This window comes from Gaiella sp. (assembly GCF_035558935.1).
Lineage (GTDB): Bacteria > Actinomycetota > Thermoleophilia > Gaiellales > Gaiellaceae > Gaiella.
This window is the reverse complement of the sequence record NZ_DATMBZ010000113.1, coordinates 14,409-32,830: the sequence shown is the minus strand read 5'-3', so window position 1 is coordinate 32,830 and position 18,422 is coordinate 14,409. Positions and strand designations below refer to the sequence as shown.

The following is an 18,422-nucleotide window of genomic DNA, read 5'->3' as shown; positions in this document are numbered from 1 at the left end:
TCCGTGAACCGGCTGCCGTGCGCCTCGGCGACGAACACCGGGAAGCCCCCGGGCCACTTCGCCATCCAGTGCATCGGGACCCCGGCGAGCAGGTGCCGGCGGGCCTTCGCGGCCAGCTCGCGGGAGCCTGGATGCTCGCGGGCGAACCGCTCTTCCTCCCGGCGCACGAGGGCGGGGAGCCGCTCGTGGACGGCGATGCCGCTCGAGACGGCGGTCACGCCCGGCGGATCGAGCGCACGGTCGCCTGCCAGGACCCGCGCGGCGCTTCGACCGCTACGACGTCCCCGACGCCCTTGCCCATCAGCGCCGACCCGAGGGGGGAGTCGGGCGAGACGCCGCCGACCGACGAGATCGTGATCTCCATGACGTCGCCCTGGTCGTCGGCGATCTCGACGATCGAGCCCGGCCCGACGTGGTCGTCGGTGTCGTGGTCGACGACGGTCGCCCCCGAGATCCGCGAGCGGAGCTTTGCTATGCGCGCCTCGAGCAGGCCCTGCTCGTTCTTGGCGGCGTGGTACTCGAAGTTCTCGGAGAGGTCACCGAAGGAGCGTGCCGTCGCGATCGCCTCGATCGCAGCCGCTCTCCGGGGCCCTTCGAGCTCGGCGAGCTCCGTCTGGAGCGCCTCCATCTGCTCGCTGGTCAGCACCTCGCCGTCGTCGCTCATCCGGCTGAGGCTACCGGCCTCCGCTCGTACGCGACGTACGCGACCCCGTCGCCCTCCTCCCCGCGGAGCTCGACCCAGTCGTCCCAGGCGACCGGCGGAAAGGTCGTGTCGCCCTCGGGCTCGTCGTCGACGAACGTGAGCTCGAGGCGGTCCGCTAGCGGAAGCGCGGCCGCGTAGACCTGGGCGCCGCCGACGACGAAGACCTCGTCGTCGATCGCCGCCGCGGCCTCGATCGCCTCCGGGACGCCCGACGCGACCACGACCTCGCCGGAGCCCGGATCCCATTCGGCGCTTCGCGTGACGACGACGGTCGTCCGTCCGGGGAGCGGGCGGCCGATCGACTCGTACGTCTTCCGGCCCATCACGAGGACGTGCCCGAGCGTGAGCTCCTTGAACCGCCGCAAGTCGTCCGGCAGGTGCCACGGCAGCCCGCCGTCGACGCCGATGACGCCGTTCCGCGCGACGGCGGCGACGATCGTGACCGGCACTGCGTCCTCAGACGGCGATCGGAGCCCGAATCGCCGGATGTGGGTCGTAGCCGACGACCTCGACCGAGGCCGGCTCGAACGCGTCGATCGACGTGCACGCCGGGTCGAGCCGTAGCTCCGGCAAGGGGCGCGGCGCCCGCGTCAGCTGCTCGCGCGCCTGGTCGAGGTGGTTCGAGTAGAGGTGGGCGTCGCCGAGCGTGTGGACGAAGTCGCCGACCTCGAGAGCTGTGACCTGCGCCACCATGTGCGTGAGGAGCGCGTACGAGGCGATGTTGAACGGGACGCCGAGGAAGAGGTCGCCCGAGCGCTGGTAGAGCTGGCATGAGAGCCGCCCGTCGGCGACGTAGAACTGGAACAAGGCGTGGCACGGCGCGAGCGCCATGCGCGGGATGTCCGCCGGGTTCCAGGCGCTCACGACGTGGCGCCGCGACTCGGGCTCCTCGCGGAGCTGCTCGATCACCATGGCCAGCTGGTCGATCCGGCGACCGTCGGGGGCGGGCCAGGAGCGCCACTGGACGCCGTAGATCGGCCCGAGATCGCCGTCCGCGTCCGCCCACTCGTCCCAGATCGTGACGCCGTGCTCGTGGAGCCACTCGACGTTCGAGTCGCCGCGGACGAACCAGAGGAGCTCCGCCACGACCGAGGGGATGTGGACCTTCTTCGTCGTCACGAGCGGGAACCCGTCGCGCAGATCGAAGCGCATCTGGTGGCCGAAGACCGAGAGCGTTCCGGTCCCGGTGCGGTCCTCCTTGCGGACGCCCTCGTCGAGCGTCCGGCGCAGCAGGTCGAGGTACTGCTCCATGCGGCCGACGGTAGCAACCGCAGGGGACTGAGCCTCGGGCTCAGAACAAGCCCACGATGTTCCCGTGCTTGTCGACGTCGATCGAGAAGGCAGCCGGCGCCTTCCCGAGCCCCGGCATCGTCTGCATGTCGCCGCAGAGCGCCACGATCCACCCCGCCCCGGTGTACGGGCGCAGGTCACGGACCGTGACCGTGAACCCGGTCGGCGCGTTGAGGAGCGTCGCGTCGTGCGAGAGCGAGAGGTGCGTCTTCGCCATGCAGATCGGCAGCTGCCCGAGACCTGATGCCTCGAACGCCTTCGCCTTGTCCTTTGCCGTCTTGAGCAGGAAGACGTCGTCGGCGCCGTAGACGTTCGTGGCGATCGCGCGGATCTTCTCCTCGATCGGCGCGTCGTACGCGTAGGCGAAGCGGAAGTCGTTCGGCTCGTCGGCGGCGGCGACGACGGCCTCGGCGAGCGCGGTCGCGCCCTTGCCACCCTGCTCGAAGCCGGCGTTGACCTCGGCCGCGTACGCGCCGTGCTCGAGCGCGAGCCGCTTCACGAGCTCGACCTCATCGTTCGTGTCGGTCGGGAACTTGTTGACGGCGACGACCGCGTTCAGCCCGAAGTGCTTGATGATTCCGATGTGGCGGGCGAGATTCGCCGCCCCTCCCTGGATCTCGGCCATCCCGCCGTCGATGTTCCCGCCGTGGTGCTTGAGCGCGCGGACGGTCGCGACCAGGACCGTGGCGCTCGGCCGAAGACCGCCGATCCGGCAGGTGATGTCGAAGAACTTCTCCATCCCCATGTCCGAGGCGAAACCGGACTCGGTGATCAGGTACTCGCCGAGCTTGAGCCCGATCCGGTCGGCGACGAGCGAGTTGTTGCCGTGCGCGATGTTCGCGAACGGCCCGCAGTGGATGAACGCCGGCTGTCCCTCGAGCGTCTGGACGAGGTTCGGCTTGATCGCATCCTTGAGGAGCACCGTCATCGAGCCGGCCCCCTTCAGCTGCTCGGCCGTGACCGGCTCGCCCTCGAATGTCTGTCCGACCGTGATGCGGCCGAGCCGGGCACGCAGGTCGCCGAGGTCGCGGGCGACGGCGACGAGCGCCATGATCTCGCTCGCGGCGGTGATGTCGAACCCGGTCTGCCTGGGGTAGCCGTTCACGCGGCCGCCGAGCGACGTGACGATGTCGCGGAGCGAACGGTCGTTCATGTCCATGCACCGGCGCCACGAGATCGTCAGGGGGTCGATGCGGAGCTCGTTGCCGTGCAGCAGGTGCGCGTCGATCAGCGCCGAGAGGAGGTTGTTGGCGGCGGTGATCGCGTGCAGGTCGCCCGTGAAGTGGAGGTTCAGGTCCTCCATCGGCACGACCTGCGTGTAACCGCCGCCCGCCGCGCCGCCCTTGATCCCGAACACCGGCCCGAGCGACGCCTCGCGCAGCGCGAGCACCGGACGCTTGCCGAGCTGTCCGAGTCCCTGCGTCAATGCGACCGACGTGGTCGTCTTGCCCTCGCCCGCCGGCGTGGGCGTGATCGCCGTGACGTTGACGATCTTGCCGTCCGGCCGGTCGGCGAGCCGCTCGAGGATCGAGAGGTCGACCTTCGCCTTGTACCGGCCGTACAGCTCGAGCTCGTCGGGCTCGATTCCGGCCTCGGCGGCGACGTCGGCGATCGGGCGAAGCGTCGCCTCCTGGGCGATCTCGAGACTCGAGAGCATCGGTCGGTTCCTCCAGCGTGGGGGTTGCGTGTCGGGCGAGAGATATATCTCAGTGCTCGGCGACGGCGCCGAGGTGCCGCTCGTACGCGCCGGTCTCGACGATCTCGCCGATCTGGTCGATCGCGAGCTCGAGCTCGTCGTCCGAGGTGAAGAAGTGCGGCCCGAGCCGGATCCCGGCGTCCGGCCTGAAGTCGCAGAGAATCTGCCGTCCGGCGAGCTCGCGGTGGACCGCCGGGAACTCGGGCACGTGGACGGTGACGGTGCCTCCCCGGCGCTCCGCGGTGCGTGGGCTCCGCACGTCGAAGCCGGCTCGGTCGGCGAGATCCATCAGAAGCTGGGTCTGCCGGAGCGAGTTGGCACGGATCCGCTCGACGCCGATCTCCTCGATCAGGTCGTAGCCCGCCGTCGCGGCGTAGTGGGCCGGGACGTTCGGCGTGCCCGTGAGGAAGCGCGCCGCGCCGGTCGTGTAGCGCATCTCCTCCTCGAAGCCGAAGGGCGCCTCGTGCGCCTGCCAGCCGGTGAAGGTCGGCTCGAGGCGCTCCGCGAGGTCGGGACGGACGTAGAGCCAGCCGTTGCCCGGCCCGCCGCAGAGCCACTTCACGGAGCCGCCGACGGCGAAGTCGACGCCGAGCGCGGTGACGTCGAGCGGCACGATGCCGGCCGACTGGTAGCAGTCGAGAATCACGTGCGCGCCGACCTCGTGGGCGCGCCGGACGATCGGCTCGACGTCCTGGATCTCCGCCGTCTTGAAGAGGACGTGGCTGATGGGGACGAGGAGCGTCCGCTCGTCGATCGCGTCCACGATCGCCCCGGCTTCGCGCTCCTCGCAGACGACCACCTCGAGCCCGGGCTGGGCCTGGTAGAGGTAGCGCACGGAGGGGAAGTTGCCCCGCTCGTAGACGATGCGGTTCCGCGCCGGGTCGATCGGGAAGAAGCACGAGAGGACGACTGCCTCCGCGACGGCGACGTTCTGGTGCATCACCGTCGAGCCGGGCGGCGCGCCGACGATCCGCCCGACCTGGTCTCCGACCGTCATGGGCGTCGTCCACCACCCCTCGCCCCAGGCGCGGATCCCGCGCTCCCGCCACATGCGTGCGTACTCCGCGAGACGCTGCTCCGCCTGGCGCGGCATCGCCGCGAGCGAGTGGTTGATCAGGTAGGTCGTGTGCTCGAGGATGGGAAACTCGGAGCGGTAGTCGAGGAGATCGCGCACGATGCGCAATGTAGAGACGCGATGAGGGCGATGGTGCTGCGGGCCGCCGGCACGCCGCTCGAGCAGGCGGAGCTTCCGGATCCGCAGCCCGGCACTGGGCAGGCCCTCGTCCGCGTGCGCGCCTGCGGCGTTTGCCGCACCGACCTGCACGTCTTCGACGGCGAGCTCCCCCGCCCGAAGCTGCCGCTCGTCCTCGGCCACGAGATCGTCGGCGAGGTCGTGTCGAGCCGCGGCCGATTCGAGCCGGGCGACCGTGTCGGCGTCCCGTGGCTCGGGTGGACGTGCGGCGAATGCGCCTACTGCCTCACCGGACGCGAGAACCTGTGCGACCGCGCCCGGTTCACCGGCTACGACACAGACGGCGGCTACGCGGAGCTCTGCGTCGCCGACGAGCGGTTCTGCTTCCCCGTGCCGGACGGCTTCGCGGACGTTCAGGCGGCGCCTCTCCTCTGCGCGGGCCTGATCGGCTACCGGTCGCTCCGCGTCGCGGGAGACGCCGCCCGCATAGGGCTCTACGGCTTCGGCGCGGCGGCGCACATCGTCTGCCAGGTGGCTCTGCACGAGGGACGCGAGGTCTACGCGCTGACCCGGTCCGGCGACGACGACGCGCAGGCGTTCGCACGCTCGCTCGGCGCGACGTGGGCCGGTGACACGGCGACGCGGCCGCCGGCCGAGCTCGACGCGGCCATCCTCTTCGCGCCTGCAGGCGAGCTCGTCCCCACGGCACTCGGACACGTGCGGAAGGGCGGCAGCGTCGTCTGTGCCGGGATCCACATGAGCGACATCCCGTCGTTCCCGTACGAGCTCCTCTGGGGCGAGCGCGTCGTCCGCTCGGTCGCGAACCTGACGCGCTCGGACGGCGAGGAGTTCCTCCGCATCGCCGCTCTGGTTCCCGTCGAGACTCGCGTCGAGGAGCTGCCGCTGGGGAGTGCGAACGAGGCGCTTGCATGCCTCCGCGCCGGCGACGTCCGCGGTGCGCTCGTGCTCGTTCCCTAGGACACTCGCCGCAGCAGGCCGAGCGCGCGCTGGTCCCACGGGACGCGGTGGGTGAGACCTACGTCGCGGAGCTCGGCGCGGTGGTCGAGGTACCAGTCGTAGGTCGCGCAGAGCGTCTCGACGTTCGAGAGCCGCGGCTCCCACCCGAGCAGGCCCCGCGCCTTGTCGATCGACACGAACGAGTCCTTGTGGGCCGTTCGGTAGTGCCATTCGGCGAGCGGCGAGAGGTGCGCGAGCTCGAGGCCGCGGAGCACTACCTCCGCCGGTCGGGCGGGGACGGGACGCAGCCGCGAGCCCGAGCCGGCGTGCTCGATCAGGCCCTCGAGGTCCTCGCGCACCGTGCCGAATGTGCCCGCGCCGACGTTGAGCGCCTCGCCCGCGACGGGAGCGTCGAGGCACCGGACGGCCGCGTCGACGAGGTCCTCGACCGCGAGCAACTGGTAGCGGTTCGACCCGTCGCCGAGGATCGGGATGCGCCTGCCCTCGCGGATCCAGTCGAAGAGAATCTCGAACACCCCGAGGCGCTCAGGGCCGACGAAGGTCTTGGGGCGCACGATCACCGTCTCGAGGCCGCGGCGCGCGAACGCCTCGCACAGGCGCTCGGCCTCGATCTTCGACTCGCCGTAGTGGCCCACGCCGACGAGCGGGTCGTCCTCGTGGATCGGGTGGCGCTCGGGAACGCCGTAGACGGCTGTCGAGGAGATGAGGACGACGCGCCCGACGCCCGCCTCGGCCGCGGCGGCGAACGTCACGGCGGCGCCCTCGACGTTCACCGAGCGGATCGCCGCCCGACTCACCTGGATCGGCAACGCCGCGGCGGCATGGACGAGCGCGTCGGCCCCGGCGACCAGCCGCCGCACGTCGGCCGTGCGCCGCACGTCGCCGCGCAGCTCCTCGACGCGTCCCTCGAGGGCGGCGTCGTCGAGCGGAGCGAGGTCGAGCGTGCGTACCTCGTGGCCGCCGGCCACGAGCCGTCGTGCGAGATGCAGGCCCAGGAAGCCCGCGCCGCCGGAGATCGCGACCAGCACCGGCGCGGAAACCTAGCGGCCGGCGGAAGGCTGGGCGCTGGTCGAGCCCGTCTCGACCGGTGGCGGCGCTCCGTTGACCAGAACGGCCGCCGCGAACAGCACCGCCATGGCGACGGCGCTCTCCGCGAGCAGACTGCGGCCGACGCTGCGCGGCATCTCACCGCGCTCGAGCCGCGGACGGACGAACGTGTGATGGAAGCCGCCCCAGGCGAGCGCCACGAGCACGAGCCCGATCTTCACGAGCAACGTGCGCCCGTACGACGTCTGCCAGAGGTCGGCGACCTCGGGCAGCCGCTCGATCGCCACCACCGTCCCGGCGACGAGGAGGAGGCCGATCAGGACGACGGCGATCCTCGAGAACCGCAGGAAGGCGGCGCGCCGGAGGTCGGGCGCAAGGGGCCACACGACGAGCGCGAGCGTCACGACGCCGCCGACCCACAGCATCGCCGTGACGAGGTGCACCCAGTCCGCGATCTCGCCGAGGGCCGTCGAGTTCGGCTCGGTCGCCTGGTGCCCCGAGAGCGGATAGCCCCACACGAGCACGAGCGCGAGGAGGAAGGCCGGCCAACGGAGTGTCGCGCTGTCGAGCACCCACGCGACGGCGAGGATCGTGAGGCAGACGCCGAAGCCGAGGGTCGTCACCATGAAGGCCGTCCCGAAGCGGGTCGACTCTGCGAAGGGCGAGAGATCCGCGTAGAGGAGGTCGACCCCCGACACCTGCAAGGCGTTCGCCGAGCGGATCACGAAGCCCGCGATGCCTGCGTTCAACGCGAGGAAGGCCCCGAGCGTGCCGAGGAGGTGGACGCGGCGCTCCACGCGCGGGTCGACAACGCGCGGCAGCACGAGCAGGCGGATCCCGACGACGCCGATCATCAGCGCGAGCGAAGCGAAGAGCGCCCAGCGGGCGACGTCGTCGCGCCAGGTCATGCCCGACGAGCCGACCGCCTCCGTAGGAGGCGGGGCCTCGACGCCGACCCCGAACGTGAAGACGCCGGTGGCGACGTGGCCGTCGGCCGACACCACGCGCCACCGCACGGTGTACGCCTCGCCCTTCACGAGGCCCATCACGTGCGCCCGCACGATCGTGTCGCGGTCCGACTGCGTGATCGCCCCGGCGCGGTTCTTTCCGTCAGCGCCGAGGACGACGATCGCGTCCGCCGGGGGGACGACCGACTGGTCGAAGCGGAGCGTGACCTCCTTCGGCGGCGTCTCGACACGGCCCTGCTCGGCGGGCGTCGCCTCCTTCATCGTCGCGTGCGCCGACGCGGCGGCGGGAACGACCAGGGCGATCGCGAGGACGCCGAGAAGCGCGCGTCTCACGGCCTGCCGCCGGCGAGCTCCGAGAGGTGCCCGAAGATCGGCGCGACGTCGCGATCCGCGAAGAGCATCACGGCGAGCAGGACCCACGTCGCCGCGAACCCGTAGGCCCACACGGCACGGCGTGGCCGCAGGGCCTCACCCAGCGGGAAGACCGACGCGACGACCAGCGTCCAGCCGATCAGGTGATGGAGGAACGCCGAGCGGGCGAACAGCCAGCCGTTCTGCTCGTGCACGAGAAACGAGGCGCCGGAGACGAGGAGGGCGCCGGCGGTCACGAGCGACCAGTACTGCGAGTGCAACCGTCCGCGCACGACGGCGAGCTGCACGGCGCCCGCCGCGGTCGCGGCCTGCGCCCATACCGAGTGCGCGACCAGATGGAGAGTCGAGAACGTCGAGAAGATCGCGATCAGCCAGAGCCAGGAACCGGCCATGAGCGCGAGCGACGGCCAGAGGCACGCGCGCCAGGCCCGGTGGCGAAAGACGGCACGCCCGACGATCGCCTCCGCGAGGAGCACCAGCCCGACGAAGAGGAAGCCGCCGGCGAAGAGCCAGTGCGCGATCTCAGCGCGCGGCTGCATCTCCGCGCTCGGAGCCCGACCGCTCCAGGTCGTCGACGAGGCCGGGAGCGACGAGCAGCGAGAAGAGGAGGCCGACCACGACGACGAGGAGCGGCGGCTGCACGGCCCAATCCCAGAAACCCTTCCCGTCGGGGTAGAAGAACGTGATCCGGTACGGCTGCGCGAACGCCCAGACGATCCCACCGAGGATCGTCAGCGGCCCGAGCGCCTCGACCGCGACCACGCGGAGCGTCTTCCGCGCGGTGCGCGGCTGATCCGCAGGCTGGGCACGGGAGGTGACGAGCTCGTTCACGGCCACATCGGGAGAATCGCCTCGTGTGCAAGTCTGCACAGGCGCGCCCCGCGAGCGCAAACGGCAAGCGTCTAGCGCGAGAGGATGCCGTCGGCCGAGATCTTCACTCCGCGCGCACCGAAGTCCTGGCGTGAGAGCGTCCGGACGACGCCGTGGGCCGTCTCGCCCGCGTCGATCGCGGGAAGACCCGCGCCGACCAGGTGGGTCGCCACGAGGCGACCGGTCTCGAACCGCCCGTCCCCGCGGAGCGTGACGCGCAGGATCCCGCTCGTCGACAGCGGCCCGCCGAGCGAGAAGACCTTGTAGCCGGCGAAGTTGCCGAGGGAGTACGCGATCAGGCGTCCGCGGTACCACTCCATTCCCCGCAGCACGTGCGGGCCGTGGCCGACCACGAGGTCGGCGCCTGCGTCGACGACCGCGTGGGCAAAGCGGACGGGGTTGCCGCGGTTCTCGCCGAGGAAGAGCTCGTTCCTGCGTGTCAGGTGCTGGCGGCTCGTTCCCTCGGCCCCCGCGTGCATCGTGACGACGACGACGTCTGCCTCTCGCGTCGCCCTGCGCACGAGCCGCTTCGCGGCGGCGATGTCCGTCAGCGACTGCGCCCACGGATAGGGAGCGAACCCGACGAGCGCGACGCGGATCGGGCCGACCTTCTGCACCGCGATCTGGCCGGGCCGGCCGGTCCAGCGGAGGCCGACACCCGACAGCGCGTCGGTCGTCTGGCGGAGCCCGTCGGGACCGAAGTCGAAGGCGTGGTTGTTCGCAAGGTTCATCACCGTGAAGCCCGCCTGCTGGAGCCAGCGCGCGTACGACGGCGGCGTCTGGAACGCAAAGCAGTCCGTCGAGCCCTTCCCGCACTTCGACCCGCCTCCGGTCGAGAGCGTCCCCTCGAGGTTCCCGAGGACAACGTCGCCCGCGAGGTCGATCTGCACGTCGGAGAAGAACGAGCGTCCGCCGTCGGACGGGAGATTCGGCGTCGAGCCCATCACGATGTCGCCGGTCGCGACGATCGCGACGACGCCCTCCGGCACCTTCGGCGTCGTGCGTTTCGCGGTCGTGCGGGCCTTCGGGGCGGGCTTCGGCGCCGGCTTGGTGACGGAGGCGAGATCCGGCCCCGCGGTCGCGGGCTGCGACCCGCTGTCGACGAGCAGCGAGAAGACGAACGCGCTGGCGGCCACGACGGCGCCGGCCCGCACGATCAGGGCGATCACCCGCACGGAGAGGAGCTACCTGCGGCTCAGGATGAGCAGCCAGTACGCGAGCTGCGAGAGCGCGGCCAGCGCACCGGCGACGTACGTCATCGCCGCGGCGGTGAGCACCTTGCGCGCGCCCTGCGACTCGCCGGTCGAGACGAGGCCCAGGTCGCTGATCTGCGCCATCGCCCGTCGCGAGGCGTCGAACTCGACCGGCAGGGTGACGAGCTGGAAGAGGACGACGACCGCGAAGAGGATGACCGCAAAGGTCATGAGCCCGGTGATCTGGGCGAACAGGCCGATCATCAGGAGGAAGAGCCAGGCCTGCGAGGCGAACGCGACGGCCGGCCACATCGCCGAGCGCAGGCGGAACGGCGCGTATGCCTTCGCATGCTGGATCGCGTGCCCGACCTCGTGCGCAGCGATGGCCGTCGAGGCGACCGAGCGGCCGCCGTAGACGGGCTCCGAGAGGTGCACCGACTTCTTCCGGGGGTCGTAGTGATCCGAGAGCGGCCCGCCCGGGGAGGTGTCGACGGGAACGTCGTGCAGCCCGTTCCGGTCGAGGATCTGCCGCGCGATGTCGGCGCCGGTCATGCCGTTTGCGACTGCGACCTGCATGTTCGCCGCAACCGTCTTCTTCAGCCACGCCTGGACGACGAAGCCGATGATCAGCGGCGGAATCAGGAAGACGAAGTAGAGGCCCCAGCCACTCATTTCCAGGAAGCGTAACAACGACGTACGATCGACCCCACCGTGACGGGCATCTCCCACGGCGCCGACAGGGGCGAGCTGCAGGTCGGCGCAGCGCTCGACAACCCACTCGAACGGCTGCGGCTCCTCTCCGGCGACGACGACGCGATCTCGACGTTCCTCGACGAGCTCGACGTCTCCTCGCCACGCGAGCGGGAGATGCTCGCCGAGCTCGCCCGCAGGTCGCCGCTCGCGCGCCCGGAGCGGTTCGACGCCGACCACCGCCGCGCGATCGAGGCGCTCGAGAGCCTCCGCCGTCACGGCTTCCACGGCTCGCGCGCCGGCGGCGGCCTCGGTCCGCTGCGCTACGTCGTGCGATGGCTGGTCGAGCTCGTTGCGCGCTACCTCGTCGTGTCGTACGTCAAGGACGTGGCCGTCTCGCTGCGAAACCTCTACTGGCTGCGCGAGATGGAGGCGCCCTCGAACTCGACCGAGCTCAAGCTTCTGCGTCCCGCGCGCTTCGACGCGAGCTCGCTCGTCGAGATCATGCGCTCGCGCGAGATCGGTGTGCCTTCGTTCGTGATCGCAGGTCTCCTGATCCCGCTCGTGGCGACGATCTGGCGGCTGATGACCGGCTTCACGTTCTCCGACTGGTGGGTCGCGGTGCTGGTCGGGCTCGTCGGCGTCGCCGTCGGAGTCGGCCTCTCCTGGGTCGTGCTGCGAGGGAGCGCCATGGCGAGCAACCGCATCCGGCTGTCGACCCGGCAGCCGGTGCAGGCGGTCTGGGACTCGGTCGGCAACTGCGGCCGGCCGCCGCGGGACGGGACCCGCAAGTTCGCCGCCGTCTCGATCGTGCTCATGGCAGGCGTCTGGATCGTGCTGCCCGCGCTCGTCGCCCTCGCGCTCGCGACGTAGCGCCGCCTGGCGTTCGCGGGCGTGGCTTCAGCTTCGCCCCTCTCCTCGACGCCGTCTTACCTGGTGCGCGAGAAGCGCTGCACAGCGGCGAGTAGCTCCTCGCTCTTCTCGCCCGCGACGTCGGGGTCGCCGGACGCGAGCGCCTCGGCGACGCAGTGCGTCACGTGGTCCTCGAGCAGCTTCGCCGCCACGCCTTCGAGCGCCGTCTTCACGGCGGCGACCTGCGTGAGGACGTCGATGCAGTAGCGATCCTCCTCGATCATCCGCTCGATCCCGCGCACCTGCCCCTCGATGCGGTGCAGGCGCTTCGTGAGCGCTTCCTTGTCCTTCGCGTATCCGTGCATCAGGTGACCTCCCGGATCGAATGGAAGCGCCGCAGCCGCAGGCTGTTGGTGACGACGAAGACGCTCGAGAAGGCCATCGCGGCGGCGGCGACGACGGGGCTCAGAAGCCCGGCCATCGCGAGCGGGATGGCCGCGACGTTGTAGGCGAACGCCCAGAACAGGTTGCCCTTGATCGTCGCGAGCGTCCGCCGTGAGAGGCGGATCGCGTCGACGGCGGCGCGGAGGTCCCCGGACACGAGCGTCAGGTCGCTTGCCTCGATCGCGACGTCCGTCCCCGTTCCGATCGCGAGACCGAGGTCGGCCTGGGCCAGCGCCGGCGCGTCGTTGACGCCGTCGCCGACCATCGCTACGACCTCGCCCCCCGCCTGCAGGGCCTCCACGGCAGCGCTCTTGTCGCCCGGCAAGACGTCCGCTTGCACGCGCTCGATCCCGACCTCCTCGGCGACGGTCCGCGCTGTCCGCTCGTTGTCGCCGGTGAGCAGGAAGGGCTCGAGGCCGAGCTCGCGCAGTTCGCGAATCGCCTCGGCCGACGTCGGCTTGACGCGGTCCGCGACGACAAAGATCCCGGCCGCGACCCCGTCGATTTCGGCTGGCACGACCGTGCGCCCGCGTGCCTCCTCCTCCGCGGCACGAGCCGCCAGCACACCACAGAGCCGAACGGCACGCCCGACGACGACCGTCCGTCCGTCGACGACCGCCTCGACGCCGACGCCCGCCTGGCTCGCGAAGCGCTCGACGCCGGGCAGCCGCCCGACCACCTCACCGGCGTGCGCCGCGATCGCCGCTGCGATCGGATGCTCGCTCGCGGCCTCGGCAGCACCGACGAGGCGGAACAACTCTTCGTGATCCGCACCCTCCGCAGGGATCGCCTCCTCGACCCACATGCGTCCCTCCGTCACCGTCCCCGTCTTGTCGAGCACAACCGTCGTAACGCGCCGCGTCTGCTCGAGCACCTCAGGCCCCTTGATCAGGATCCCCAGTTGCGCGCCACGCCCGGTGCCGACCAGTAGCGCGGTCGGCGTCGCAAGGCCCAGGGCGCACGGGCACGCGATGATCAACACCGCGACGGCGGCCGTGAAGGCGTCCGTGACGTCCCCGCTCGTGACGAGCCACCCCGCGAGCGTGAGCAGGGAGATACCGAGGACGACGGGGACGAAGACGGCCGAGACCCGGTCGACGAGACGCTGGATGGGCGCCTTCCCTGCCTGCGCCTCGGCCACGAGCCGGGCGATCTGCGCCAGTGCGGTGTCCGCGCCGACCCTCGTCGCGCGGACGACGAGACGCCCGGACGCGTTGATCGTGGCGCCGGCGACCTCCGCGCCCGGCCCGGCCTCGACCGGCACGGGCTCACCGGTGAGCATCGACTGGTCGATCGCGGACAGCCCTTCGACGACGACGCCGTCCGTCGCGAGCTTCTCGCCCGGACGGACGACGAACAGGTCGCCCACCCGGAGCTGCTCCACCGGAACGAGCGTCTCTTCGCCGTCGCGCACGACGCGGGCCTCCTTCGCGCCGAGCTCGAGCAGCGCGCGGATCGCCTCGCCGGAGCGGCTGCGAGCGCGGAGCTCGAGCCAGCGGCCGAGGAGGATCAGCGTCGTGATCACGGCGGCGACCTCGAAGTACGTGTGCGCGTCGATGCCGCCGACGAGCACGACGGCCGACCAGGTCCAGGCCGCGATCGTGCCGACGGAGATCAGTGTGTCCATCGTCGCCGCCAGGTGGCGTGCATTGAGGAGCGTCGCGCGGTGGAAGCCGAGCCCGGCCCAGAAGACGACGGGCGTCGCGAGCACGAGCGCAAGCCACTCCCAGCCGTCGAACTGGAGGCTGGGCACCATCGCGACGACGGTCAGCGGGGCCGTGAGGAGCACGGCGACGACGAGCCTCGTCTTGATCGCCTGCGCGAGATCGCGAGCGGGGGCGGTCCCGTCGGGCAGCGCGGCGTGGTACCCGACCTTCTCGACGGCCGCGATGAGGTCGTCGACCGAGACCGCAGACGGGTCGTAGGTGACCGCGGCCGCTTCGGTCGCGTAGTTGACGGTCGCCTCGACCCCGTCGAGCCTGTTCAGCTTGCGCTCGATGCGCGCCGCGCACGAGGCGCAGGTCATGCCGTCGACGTCGAGTCGCAGCTGCTGCTTCTCGGCCGTCGTGACAGCCATCACGACGCCTCGCCCTGACGTGGGTCCATGGCTCCTTCGCTTCTCCGGTTACCCCAAGTATACCCTCTTGGGGTATTCGTCAGAACGTGACGACCTTGGCCGCCCACACCCGTCCAGTCGGCCGACTCGTTGAGGCTTGCAATTCAATCGTTCAAGTAATACATTGATTAAATGGGAACAACACCGGCGAAGGCGGCGCTCTTCGACTCGCTCGCATCGGTCGCTCAAGCGCTCGGCAACGGTCGCCGCGCGGAGATCGTCGACGTGCTCGATCAGGGCGAGCGGTCGGTCGACGAGCTTGCCGCAGAGATCTCGCAGAGCGTCGCCAACACCTCCCAACACCTGCAGGTTCTCTCGCGGGCCGGGCTGGTGCGGTCGCGTCGCGCCGGGAACAGGGTCTTCTACCGCCTCGCCGACGACGGCGTCGGCGAGCTGTGGGCGGCCGTCCGCGACGTGGCGACGCGCCGCGTCGCGGAGGTCGGCGTCCTCGCCGACGACTACCTCGGAGACCGGGCCGAGATCGAGCCCGTCTCGGTCGCCGAACTCGAGCGGCGGCTGGCGCTGGGCGACGTCGTCGTGCTCGACGTGCGCCCCGAGACCGAGTATCGCGCCGGCCACATCGCCGGCTCCCGCTCGGTGCCCCTGCCGACCCTCGAGGCAGTCGCGCCGACGCTCCCGCGCCGGGCGCAGATCGTCGCCTACTGCCGAGGCCCCTACTGCGTCTATGCGCACGACGCCGTTCGCATCCTGCGCTCGCGCGGCCTCAAAGCCCGACGTCTGGACGTCGGGTTCCCGGAGTGGCGCCGGGCCGGCTTGCCCGTCGAGACGCCCGCCTGAGAGGAGACGCGATGCTGCTTCGCCCGTTCCTGAACGACCGCGGCTCGTGCGCGAGCTACCTGTTCGGCTGCACGAGCCACGGGCGGCTGGCGGTGGTCGACCCGCACGTCGACCTCGTCGACGACTACCTCGCGGCCGCGTCCGCGACAGGCTCGGCGATCGTCGCGGTCTTCGAGACGCACGTGCAGGCCGATCACGTGTCCGGGTTGCCCGCTCTCGTCGAGCGAACCGGGGCAATCGCCTATCTCCCCGGGGCCGCCGGGGTCGAATTCGAGCATGTGGCGCTCGCCGACGGGGGCGGGGTCGAGCTCGGGAACACCGTCGTCACCGCGATCGCGACGCCGGGCCACGCCCCGGCACACCATGCGTACGCGGTCGCCGACCGGCGCCGCGGGAGCGACGACCCCTGGCTCGTCTTCAGCGGCGATTCTCTCTTGATCGGTGACGTCGGCCGGCCCGACCTCCACGTCGCCGGCGACGCGGCCGGCCAGGCGCGCCTGCTGCATGCGAGCCTCGGACGCCTGCTCGGGCTGCCGGACCACGTCGTCCTCTACCCGAGCCACTACGGCGGGTCGGTGTGCGGCCGCGGCCTGTCGGGGAACCCGTTCTCGTCGATCGGCTTCGAGCGGATGCACAACCCGCTGCTCGCCGTCACCGACCCCGACGCCTTCGCCGAGGCGCTCGTCGCAGACCTGCCGCCGCGACCCGCGGAGCAGGACCGGATCGTCGCCGTAAACCGGGCCGGCCGGATGGTCGCCGCGGCGTGAGCGCGACCGGCGCTGTCAGGCTCGGCCTTCGCGCGAACGCATGGCAGTTCTCCCTGCTCGTCGCGCTCAACGCCGTGGTCGGCGCGATGGTGGGGTTGGAGCGGAGCGTCCTGCCGCTGGTCGGGGAGGAGGAGTTCGGGCTCCGCTCGACGGCCGCGATCCTCGCATTCGTCGTCGCGTTCGGAGCCGCGAAGGCGGTCACGAACCTCGCCTCGGGCGAGCTCGCGGAGCGCGTCGGACGCAAGCGGCTGCTCGTCATCGGGTGGGCGGTCGCGCTTCCCGTGCCGCTCCTCATCGGTCTCGCGCCGTCGTGGTGGTTCGTCGTGGCGGCAAACGTGCTGCTCGGGGTCAACCAGGGACTCGCCTGGTCGATGACCGTGGTGATGAAGATCGACCTCGCGGGCCCGCACCGTCGCGGACTCGCGCTCGGGCTCAACGAGGCGGCCGGCTACCTCGGCGTCGCCGCGGCCGCGTTCGTCACCGGTGCGCTCGCGGCCGACGTCGCACCGCGGACTGTCGTCTGGGCCGGCGCGGCGCTGCTCGCGGTGACCGGCCTGCTGATCAGCGCCTTCGGCGTGCGCGACACGGCGGCTCACGTCCGCGCCGAACAGGCCGGACACCGCGGGACCGAACCCGCGCACTCGGGCCTGCGGGCGGCCTTCGCGCACGCGACGCTGCACGACCCGATGCTGCGCGCGTGCAACCAGGCCGGGCTCGTGAACAACCTCAACGACGCGCTCGCATGGGGTCTCGCCCCGCTCTATCTCGCTGCGCACGGCGCAACCCTCCACGAGATCGCCACCGTCGCCGCCGCCTATCCGCTCGCGTGGGGAGCCGGGCAGCTCGCGACGGGCTGGCTCTCGGACCACACGGGCCGCAAGCCGCTGATCACGGCGGGCATGCTCGTGCAGGCGGGCGCGCTCGCGCTCCTGTTGGTCGGGGACGGGGCCTTCTCGGCCTCCCTCGCCGCAGCCGTGCTGCTCGGCGCGGGGACCGCGATGGTCTACCCCACGCTCATCGCCGCCGTCTCGGACGGGACGCAGCCCCGCGACCGCGCGCGTGTCGTGGGTGTCTACCGCTTCTGGCGTGACTGCGGCTTCGTGCTCGGGGCACTGATCGCAGGGATCGGTGCCGACGCGGCGTCACCCGACGTCGCGATCGTCGTCGTCGCCGCGCTCACCGCGGCCAGCGGACTGCTCGTCGCGGGCACCACCTGGCAATCCCCTCCCGTCCTCCGACCTGCGCCCGCACCCTAGAAGAGGAGGAGCCGTTCGATGGCAGCCAACGACAGGCCCTCGGCGACGACGCGACCGTACTCAGCGACCGAAGGAGGCGAGACGATGGCGATCGACGTGGACATCGACGTGGGAGTCCTGAAGGACGAGATCAGGAAGACGTATGCGTGCGTCTCGTCCGAGCCGGAGACGCAGTTCGTCTTCCCGACCGGGCGCGCCTGGGCCGAGGACCTCGGATACCCCGAGGAGCTCGGCCGCGTTCCCGAGTCGGCGGTCGAGTCGTTCGCCGGCGTCGCCAACCCGTTCTCGCTCGGGCGCCTCTCGCCGGGCGAGCGCGTGCTCGACCTCGGCTCGGGCGCGGGGACCGACTCGCTCGTCGCGGCGCAGATGGTCGGACCGGGCGGGCGCGTCACGGGGATCGACATGACGCCCGAGATGGTCGCGAAAGCCCGTGCGGCGGCGACCGCGCTCGGCGTCGACAACGTCGAGTTTCTCGAGGGCGAGGCCGAGCGCCTGCCCTTCCCCGACGCGAGCTTCGACGTCGTGATCTCGAACGGCGTGATCGACCTGATCCCCGACAAGGACGCCGTGTTCGCCGAGCTCTATCGCGTGCTCGAGCCAGGGGGTCGGATCCAGGTCGCCGACGTCACGATCCAGAATCCCGTGAGCGCGGAAGGGCGGCGGAACATCGATCTCTGGACCGGGTGAATTGCCGGGGCGCTGCTGGAGGCAGCGTACGGGAAGATCCTGGAACGCCATGGCTTCGAGCGGATCGAGACCGGCTTGCTCGTCGACACCTATGCCCGTTCGGCCTTCGAGGACACGCGGCGCAAGGCGCAGAAGTACGGGGCACACGGGACGACGCTCAAGGCCCACCGGCCGGTCGGAGGCCCGTGACGCCGGTGCTCGATCCCGAGGGCGTCCACCTCGCCGCGCTCCGCCGCCTGGGCGACTTCCGCGCTCGACGCGTGCTCGAGATGGGGTGCGGCGACGGCCGCCTCACGGCCGGGATCGCGGAGGACGTCGACCACGTGCTCGCGTTCGACCCCGATGCGGAGCGGGTCGCCGAGGCCGAGCGAACGCTGCCAACCGAGCTCGTCGACCGGGTGTCCTTCCAGGTCGCATCGGGGAAGGAGATCGGGATCGAGCCGCACTCGTTCGACATCGTCGTGTTCTCGTGGTCGCTCTGATGCGTCGAACCGGAGGACGTC

At 71.3% G+C, this 18,422-nt stretch carries 20 protein-coding genes and 1 pseudogene; 7 read left to right on the top strand and 14 right to left on the bottom strand.

Translation table 11 applies throughout. The features are described from left to right. The 6 genes and pseudogenes from VNM44_RS10895 to VNM44_RS10870 form a co-directional block, all read right to left on the bottom strand. Window positions 1–218 (bottom strand): annotated as a pseudogene (locus VNM44_RS10895) (aspartate aminotransferase family protein); the annotation flags it as partial. Further along, the gene (locus VNM44_RS10890; RefSeq protein WP_325625901.1) at window positions 215–664 is read right to left on the bottom strand and encodes a GreA/GreB family elongation factor; all 450 of its coding nucleotides are present in this window, start codon (window positions 662–664) and stop codon (window positions 215–217) included. The pseudogene VNM44_RS10895 and the gene VNM44_RS10890, both read right to left, overlap by 4 nt. After that, complete coding sequence (locus VNM44_RS10885) at window positions 661–1,152, bottom strand: dihydrofolate reductase (RefSeq protein WP_325625900.1); 492 nt, start codon at window positions 1,150–1,152, stop codon at window positions 661–663. The genes VNM44_RS10890 and VNM44_RS10885 overlap by 4 nt, the downstream gene beginning before the upstream one ends. Before the next feature lie 7 nt (window positions 1,153–1,159). Further along, window positions 1,160–1,954: a thymidylate synthase gene (locus tag VNM44_RS10880; protein WP_325625899.1), complete on the bottom strand. Its 795-nt coding sequence runs from the start codon at window positions 1,952–1,954 to the stop codon at window positions 1,160–1,162. A gap of 40 nt (window positions 1,955–1,994) precedes the next feature. Beyond that, on the bottom strand, window positions 1,995–3,650 hold the full coding sequence (locus VNM44_RS10875) for a formate--tetrahydrofolate ligase (RefSeq protein WP_325625898.1): 1,656 nt from the start codon (window positions 3,648–3,650) through the stop codon (window positions 1,995–1,997). A gap of 49 nt (window positions 3,651–3,699) precedes the next feature. Further along, window positions 3,700–4,863, bottom strand: a complete 1,164-nt coding sequence (locus tag VNM44_RS10870; protein ID WP_325625897.1) for an aminotransferase class V-fold PLP-dependent enzyme — start codon at window positions 4,861–4,863, stop codon at window positions 3,700–3,702. 21 nt (window positions 4,864–4,884) lie between these two features. Between VNM44_RS10870 and VNM44_RS10865 the strand changes: the two genes are divergently transcribed. After that, window positions 4,885–5,859 (top strand): zinc-dependent alcohol dehydrogenase family protein, encoded by a 975-nt coding sequence (locus tag VNM44_RS10865; protein ID WP_349258032.1) that lies wholly within the window; start codon window positions 4,885–4,887, stop codon window positions 5,857–5,859. Here the strand turns inward: VNM44_RS10865 and VNM44_RS10860 are convergent. The 6 genes from VNM44_RS10860 to VNM44_RS10835 form a co-directional block, all read right to left on the bottom strand. After that, window positions 5,856–6,887 carry an NAD-dependent epimerase/dehydratase family protein gene (locus VNM44_RS10860; RefSeq protein ID WP_325625895.1) on the bottom strand — a complete coding sequence of 344 codons (1,032 nt, stop codon included), beginning with the start codon at window positions 6,885–6,887 and terminating at the stop codon, window positions 5,856–5,858. The genes VNM44_RS10865 and VNM44_RS10860 overlap by 4 nt on opposite strands. A gap of 12 nt (window positions 6,888–6,899) precedes the next feature. Then, complete coding sequence (locus VNM44_RS10855) at window positions 6,900–8,207, bottom strand: copper resistance CopC/CopD family protein (RefSeq protein WP_325625894.1); 1,308 nt, start codon at window positions 8,205–8,207, stop codon at window positions 6,900–6,902. Continuing rightward, the gene (locus tag VNM44_RS10850) at window positions 8,204–8,785 is read right to left on the bottom strand and encodes a hypothetical protein (protein WP_325625893.1); all 582 of its coding nucleotides are present in this window, start codon (window positions 8,783–8,785) and stop codon (window positions 8,204–8,206) included. The genes VNM44_RS10855 and VNM44_RS10850 overlap by 4 nt, the downstream gene beginning before the upstream one ends. After that, window positions 8,769–9,083, bottom strand: a complete 315-nt coding sequence (locus VNM44_RS10845; protein ID WP_325625892.1) for a hypothetical protein — start codon at window positions 9,081–9,083, stop codon at window positions 8,769–8,771. Before VNM44_RS10845 ends, VNM44_RS10850 begins: the two co-directional genes overlap by 17 nt. 65 nt (window positions 9,084–9,148) lie before the next feature. Next, window positions 9,149–10,291 carry a CapA family protein gene (locus tag VNM44_RS10840; protein WP_325625891.1) on the bottom strand — a complete coding sequence of 381 codons (1,143 nt, stop codon included), beginning with the start codon at window positions 10,289–10,291 and terminating at the stop codon, window positions 9,149–9,151. 9 nt (window positions 10,292–10,300) lie between these two features. Further along, window positions 10,301–10,981: a zinc metallopeptidase gene (locus VNM44_RS10835; RefSeq protein WP_325625890.1), complete on the bottom strand. Its 681-nt coding sequence runs from the start codon at window positions 10,979–10,981 to the stop codon at window positions 10,301–10,303. A gap of 39 nt (window positions 10,982–11,020) precedes the next feature. Between VNM44_RS10835 and VNM44_RS10830 the strand changes: the two genes are divergently transcribed. Continuing rightward, window positions 11,021–11,872 carry a hypothetical protein gene (locus tag VNM44_RS10830; RefSeq protein ID WP_325625889.1) on the top strand — a complete coding sequence of 284 codons (852 nt, stop codon included), beginning with the start codon at window positions 11,021–11,023 and terminating at the stop codon, window positions 11,870–11,872. 56 nt (window positions 11,873–11,928) lie between these two features. Here the strand turns inward: VNM44_RS10830 and VNM44_RS10825 are convergent, their stop codons facing one another. Beyond that, the gene (locus VNM44_RS10825) at window positions 11,929–12,216 is read right to left on the bottom strand and encodes a metal-sensitive transcriptional regulator (protein ID WP_325625888.1); all 288 of its coding nucleotides are present in this window, start codon (window positions 12,214–12,216) and stop codon (window positions 11,929–11,931) included. Next, window positions 12,216–14,372, bottom strand: coding sequence for a heavy metal translocating P-type ATPase (locus tag VNM44_RS10820; protein WP_325625887.1), 2,157 nt, complete (start codon window positions 14,370–14,372; stop codon window positions 12,216–12,218). Before VNM44_RS10820 ends, VNM44_RS10825 begins: the two co-directional genes overlap by 1 nt. 171 nt (window positions 14,373–14,543) lie before the next feature. Between VNM44_RS10820 and VNM44_RS10815 the strand changes: the two genes are divergently transcribed. From VNM44_RS10815 to VNM44_RS10795, 5 genes are all read left to right on the top strand, one after another. Beyond that, window positions 14,544–15,209 carry a metalloregulator ArsR/SmtB family transcription factor gene (locus tag VNM44_RS10815; RefSeq protein WP_325625886.1) on the top strand — a complete coding sequence of 222 codons (666 nt, stop codon included), beginning with the start codon at window positions 14,544–14,546 and terminating at the stop codon, window positions 15,207–15,209. A gap of 11 nt (window positions 15,210–15,220) precedes the next feature. Next, entirely contained in the window at window positions 15,221–15,976 is a 756-nt protein-coding gene (locus VNM44_RS10810) for an MBL fold metallo-hydrolase (protein WP_325625885.1), read from the top strand. Continuing rightward, complete coding sequence (locus tag VNM44_RS10805; protein WP_325625884.1) at window positions 15,973–17,232, top strand: MFS transporter; 1,260 nt, start codon at window positions 15,973–15,975, stop codon at window positions 17,230–17,232. The genes VNM44_RS10810 and VNM44_RS10805 overlap by 4 nt, the downstream gene beginning before the upstream one ends. A gap of 84 nt (window positions 17,233–17,316) precedes the next feature. Then, window positions 17,317–18,108 carry a methyltransferase domain-containing protein gene (locus tag VNM44_RS10800; protein ID WP_414652969.1) on the top strand — a complete coding sequence of 264 codons (792 nt, stop codon included), beginning with the start codon at window positions 17,317–17,319 and terminating at the stop codon, window positions 18,106–18,108. Continuing rightward, entirely contained in the window at window positions 18,105–18,401 is a 297-nt protein-coding gene (locus tag VNM44_RS10795; RefSeq protein ID WP_325625882.1) for a class I SAM-dependent methyltransferase, read from the top strand. Before VNM44_RS10800 ends, VNM44_RS10795 begins: the two co-directional genes overlap by 4 nt. The last annotated feature ends 21 nt before the right edge of the window (window positions 18,402–18,422 follow it).

What these genes read in the sequence shown, in the direction of transcription:
- VNM44_RS10880 (WP_325625899.1), bottom strand. Translation starts at nt 1,954, where the DNA reads ATGGAGCAGTACCTCGACCTGCTGCGCCGGACGCTCGACGAGGGCGTC.
- VNM44_RS10865 (WP_349258032.1), top strand. Translation starts at nt 4,885, where the DNA reads ATGAGGGCGATGGTGCTGCGGGCCGCCGGCACGCCGCTCGAGCAGGCG.
- VNM44_RS10890 (WP_325625901.1), bottom strand. Translation starts at nt 664, where the DNA reads ATGAGCGACGACGGCGAGGTGCTGACCAGCGAGCAGATGGAGGCGCTC.
- VNM44_RS10835 (WP_325625890.1), bottom strand. Translation starts at nt 10,981, where the DNA reads ATGAGTGGCTGGGGCCTCTACTTCGTCTTCCTGATTCCGCCGCTGATC.
- VNM44_RS10875 (WP_325625898.1), bottom strand. Translation starts at nt 3,650, where the DNA reads ATGCTCTCGAGTCTCGAGATCGCCCAGGAGGCGACGCTTCGCCCGATC.
- VNM44_RS10815 (WP_325625886.1), top strand. Translation starts at nt 14,544, where the DNA reads ATGGGAACAACACCGGCGAAGGCGGCGCTCTTCGACTCGCTCGCATCG.
- VNM44_RS10810 (WP_325625885.1), top strand. Translation starts at nt 15,221, where the DNA reads ATGCTGCTTCGCCCGTTCCTGAACGACCGCGGCTCGTGCGCGAGCTAC.
- VNM44_RS10850 (WP_325625893.1), bottom strand. Translation starts at nt 8,785, where the DNA reads ATGCAGCCGCGCGCTGAGATCGCGCACTGGCTCTTCGCCGGCGGCTTC.
- VNM44_RS10820 (WP_325625887.1), bottom strand. Translation starts at nt 14,372, where the DNA reads ATGGCTGTCACGACGGCCGAGAAGCAGCAGCTGCGACTCGACGTCGAC.
- VNM44_RS10825 (WP_325625888.1), bottom strand. Translation starts at nt 12,216, where the DNA reads ATGCACGGATACGCGAAGGACAAGGAAGCGCTCACGAAGCGCCTGCAC.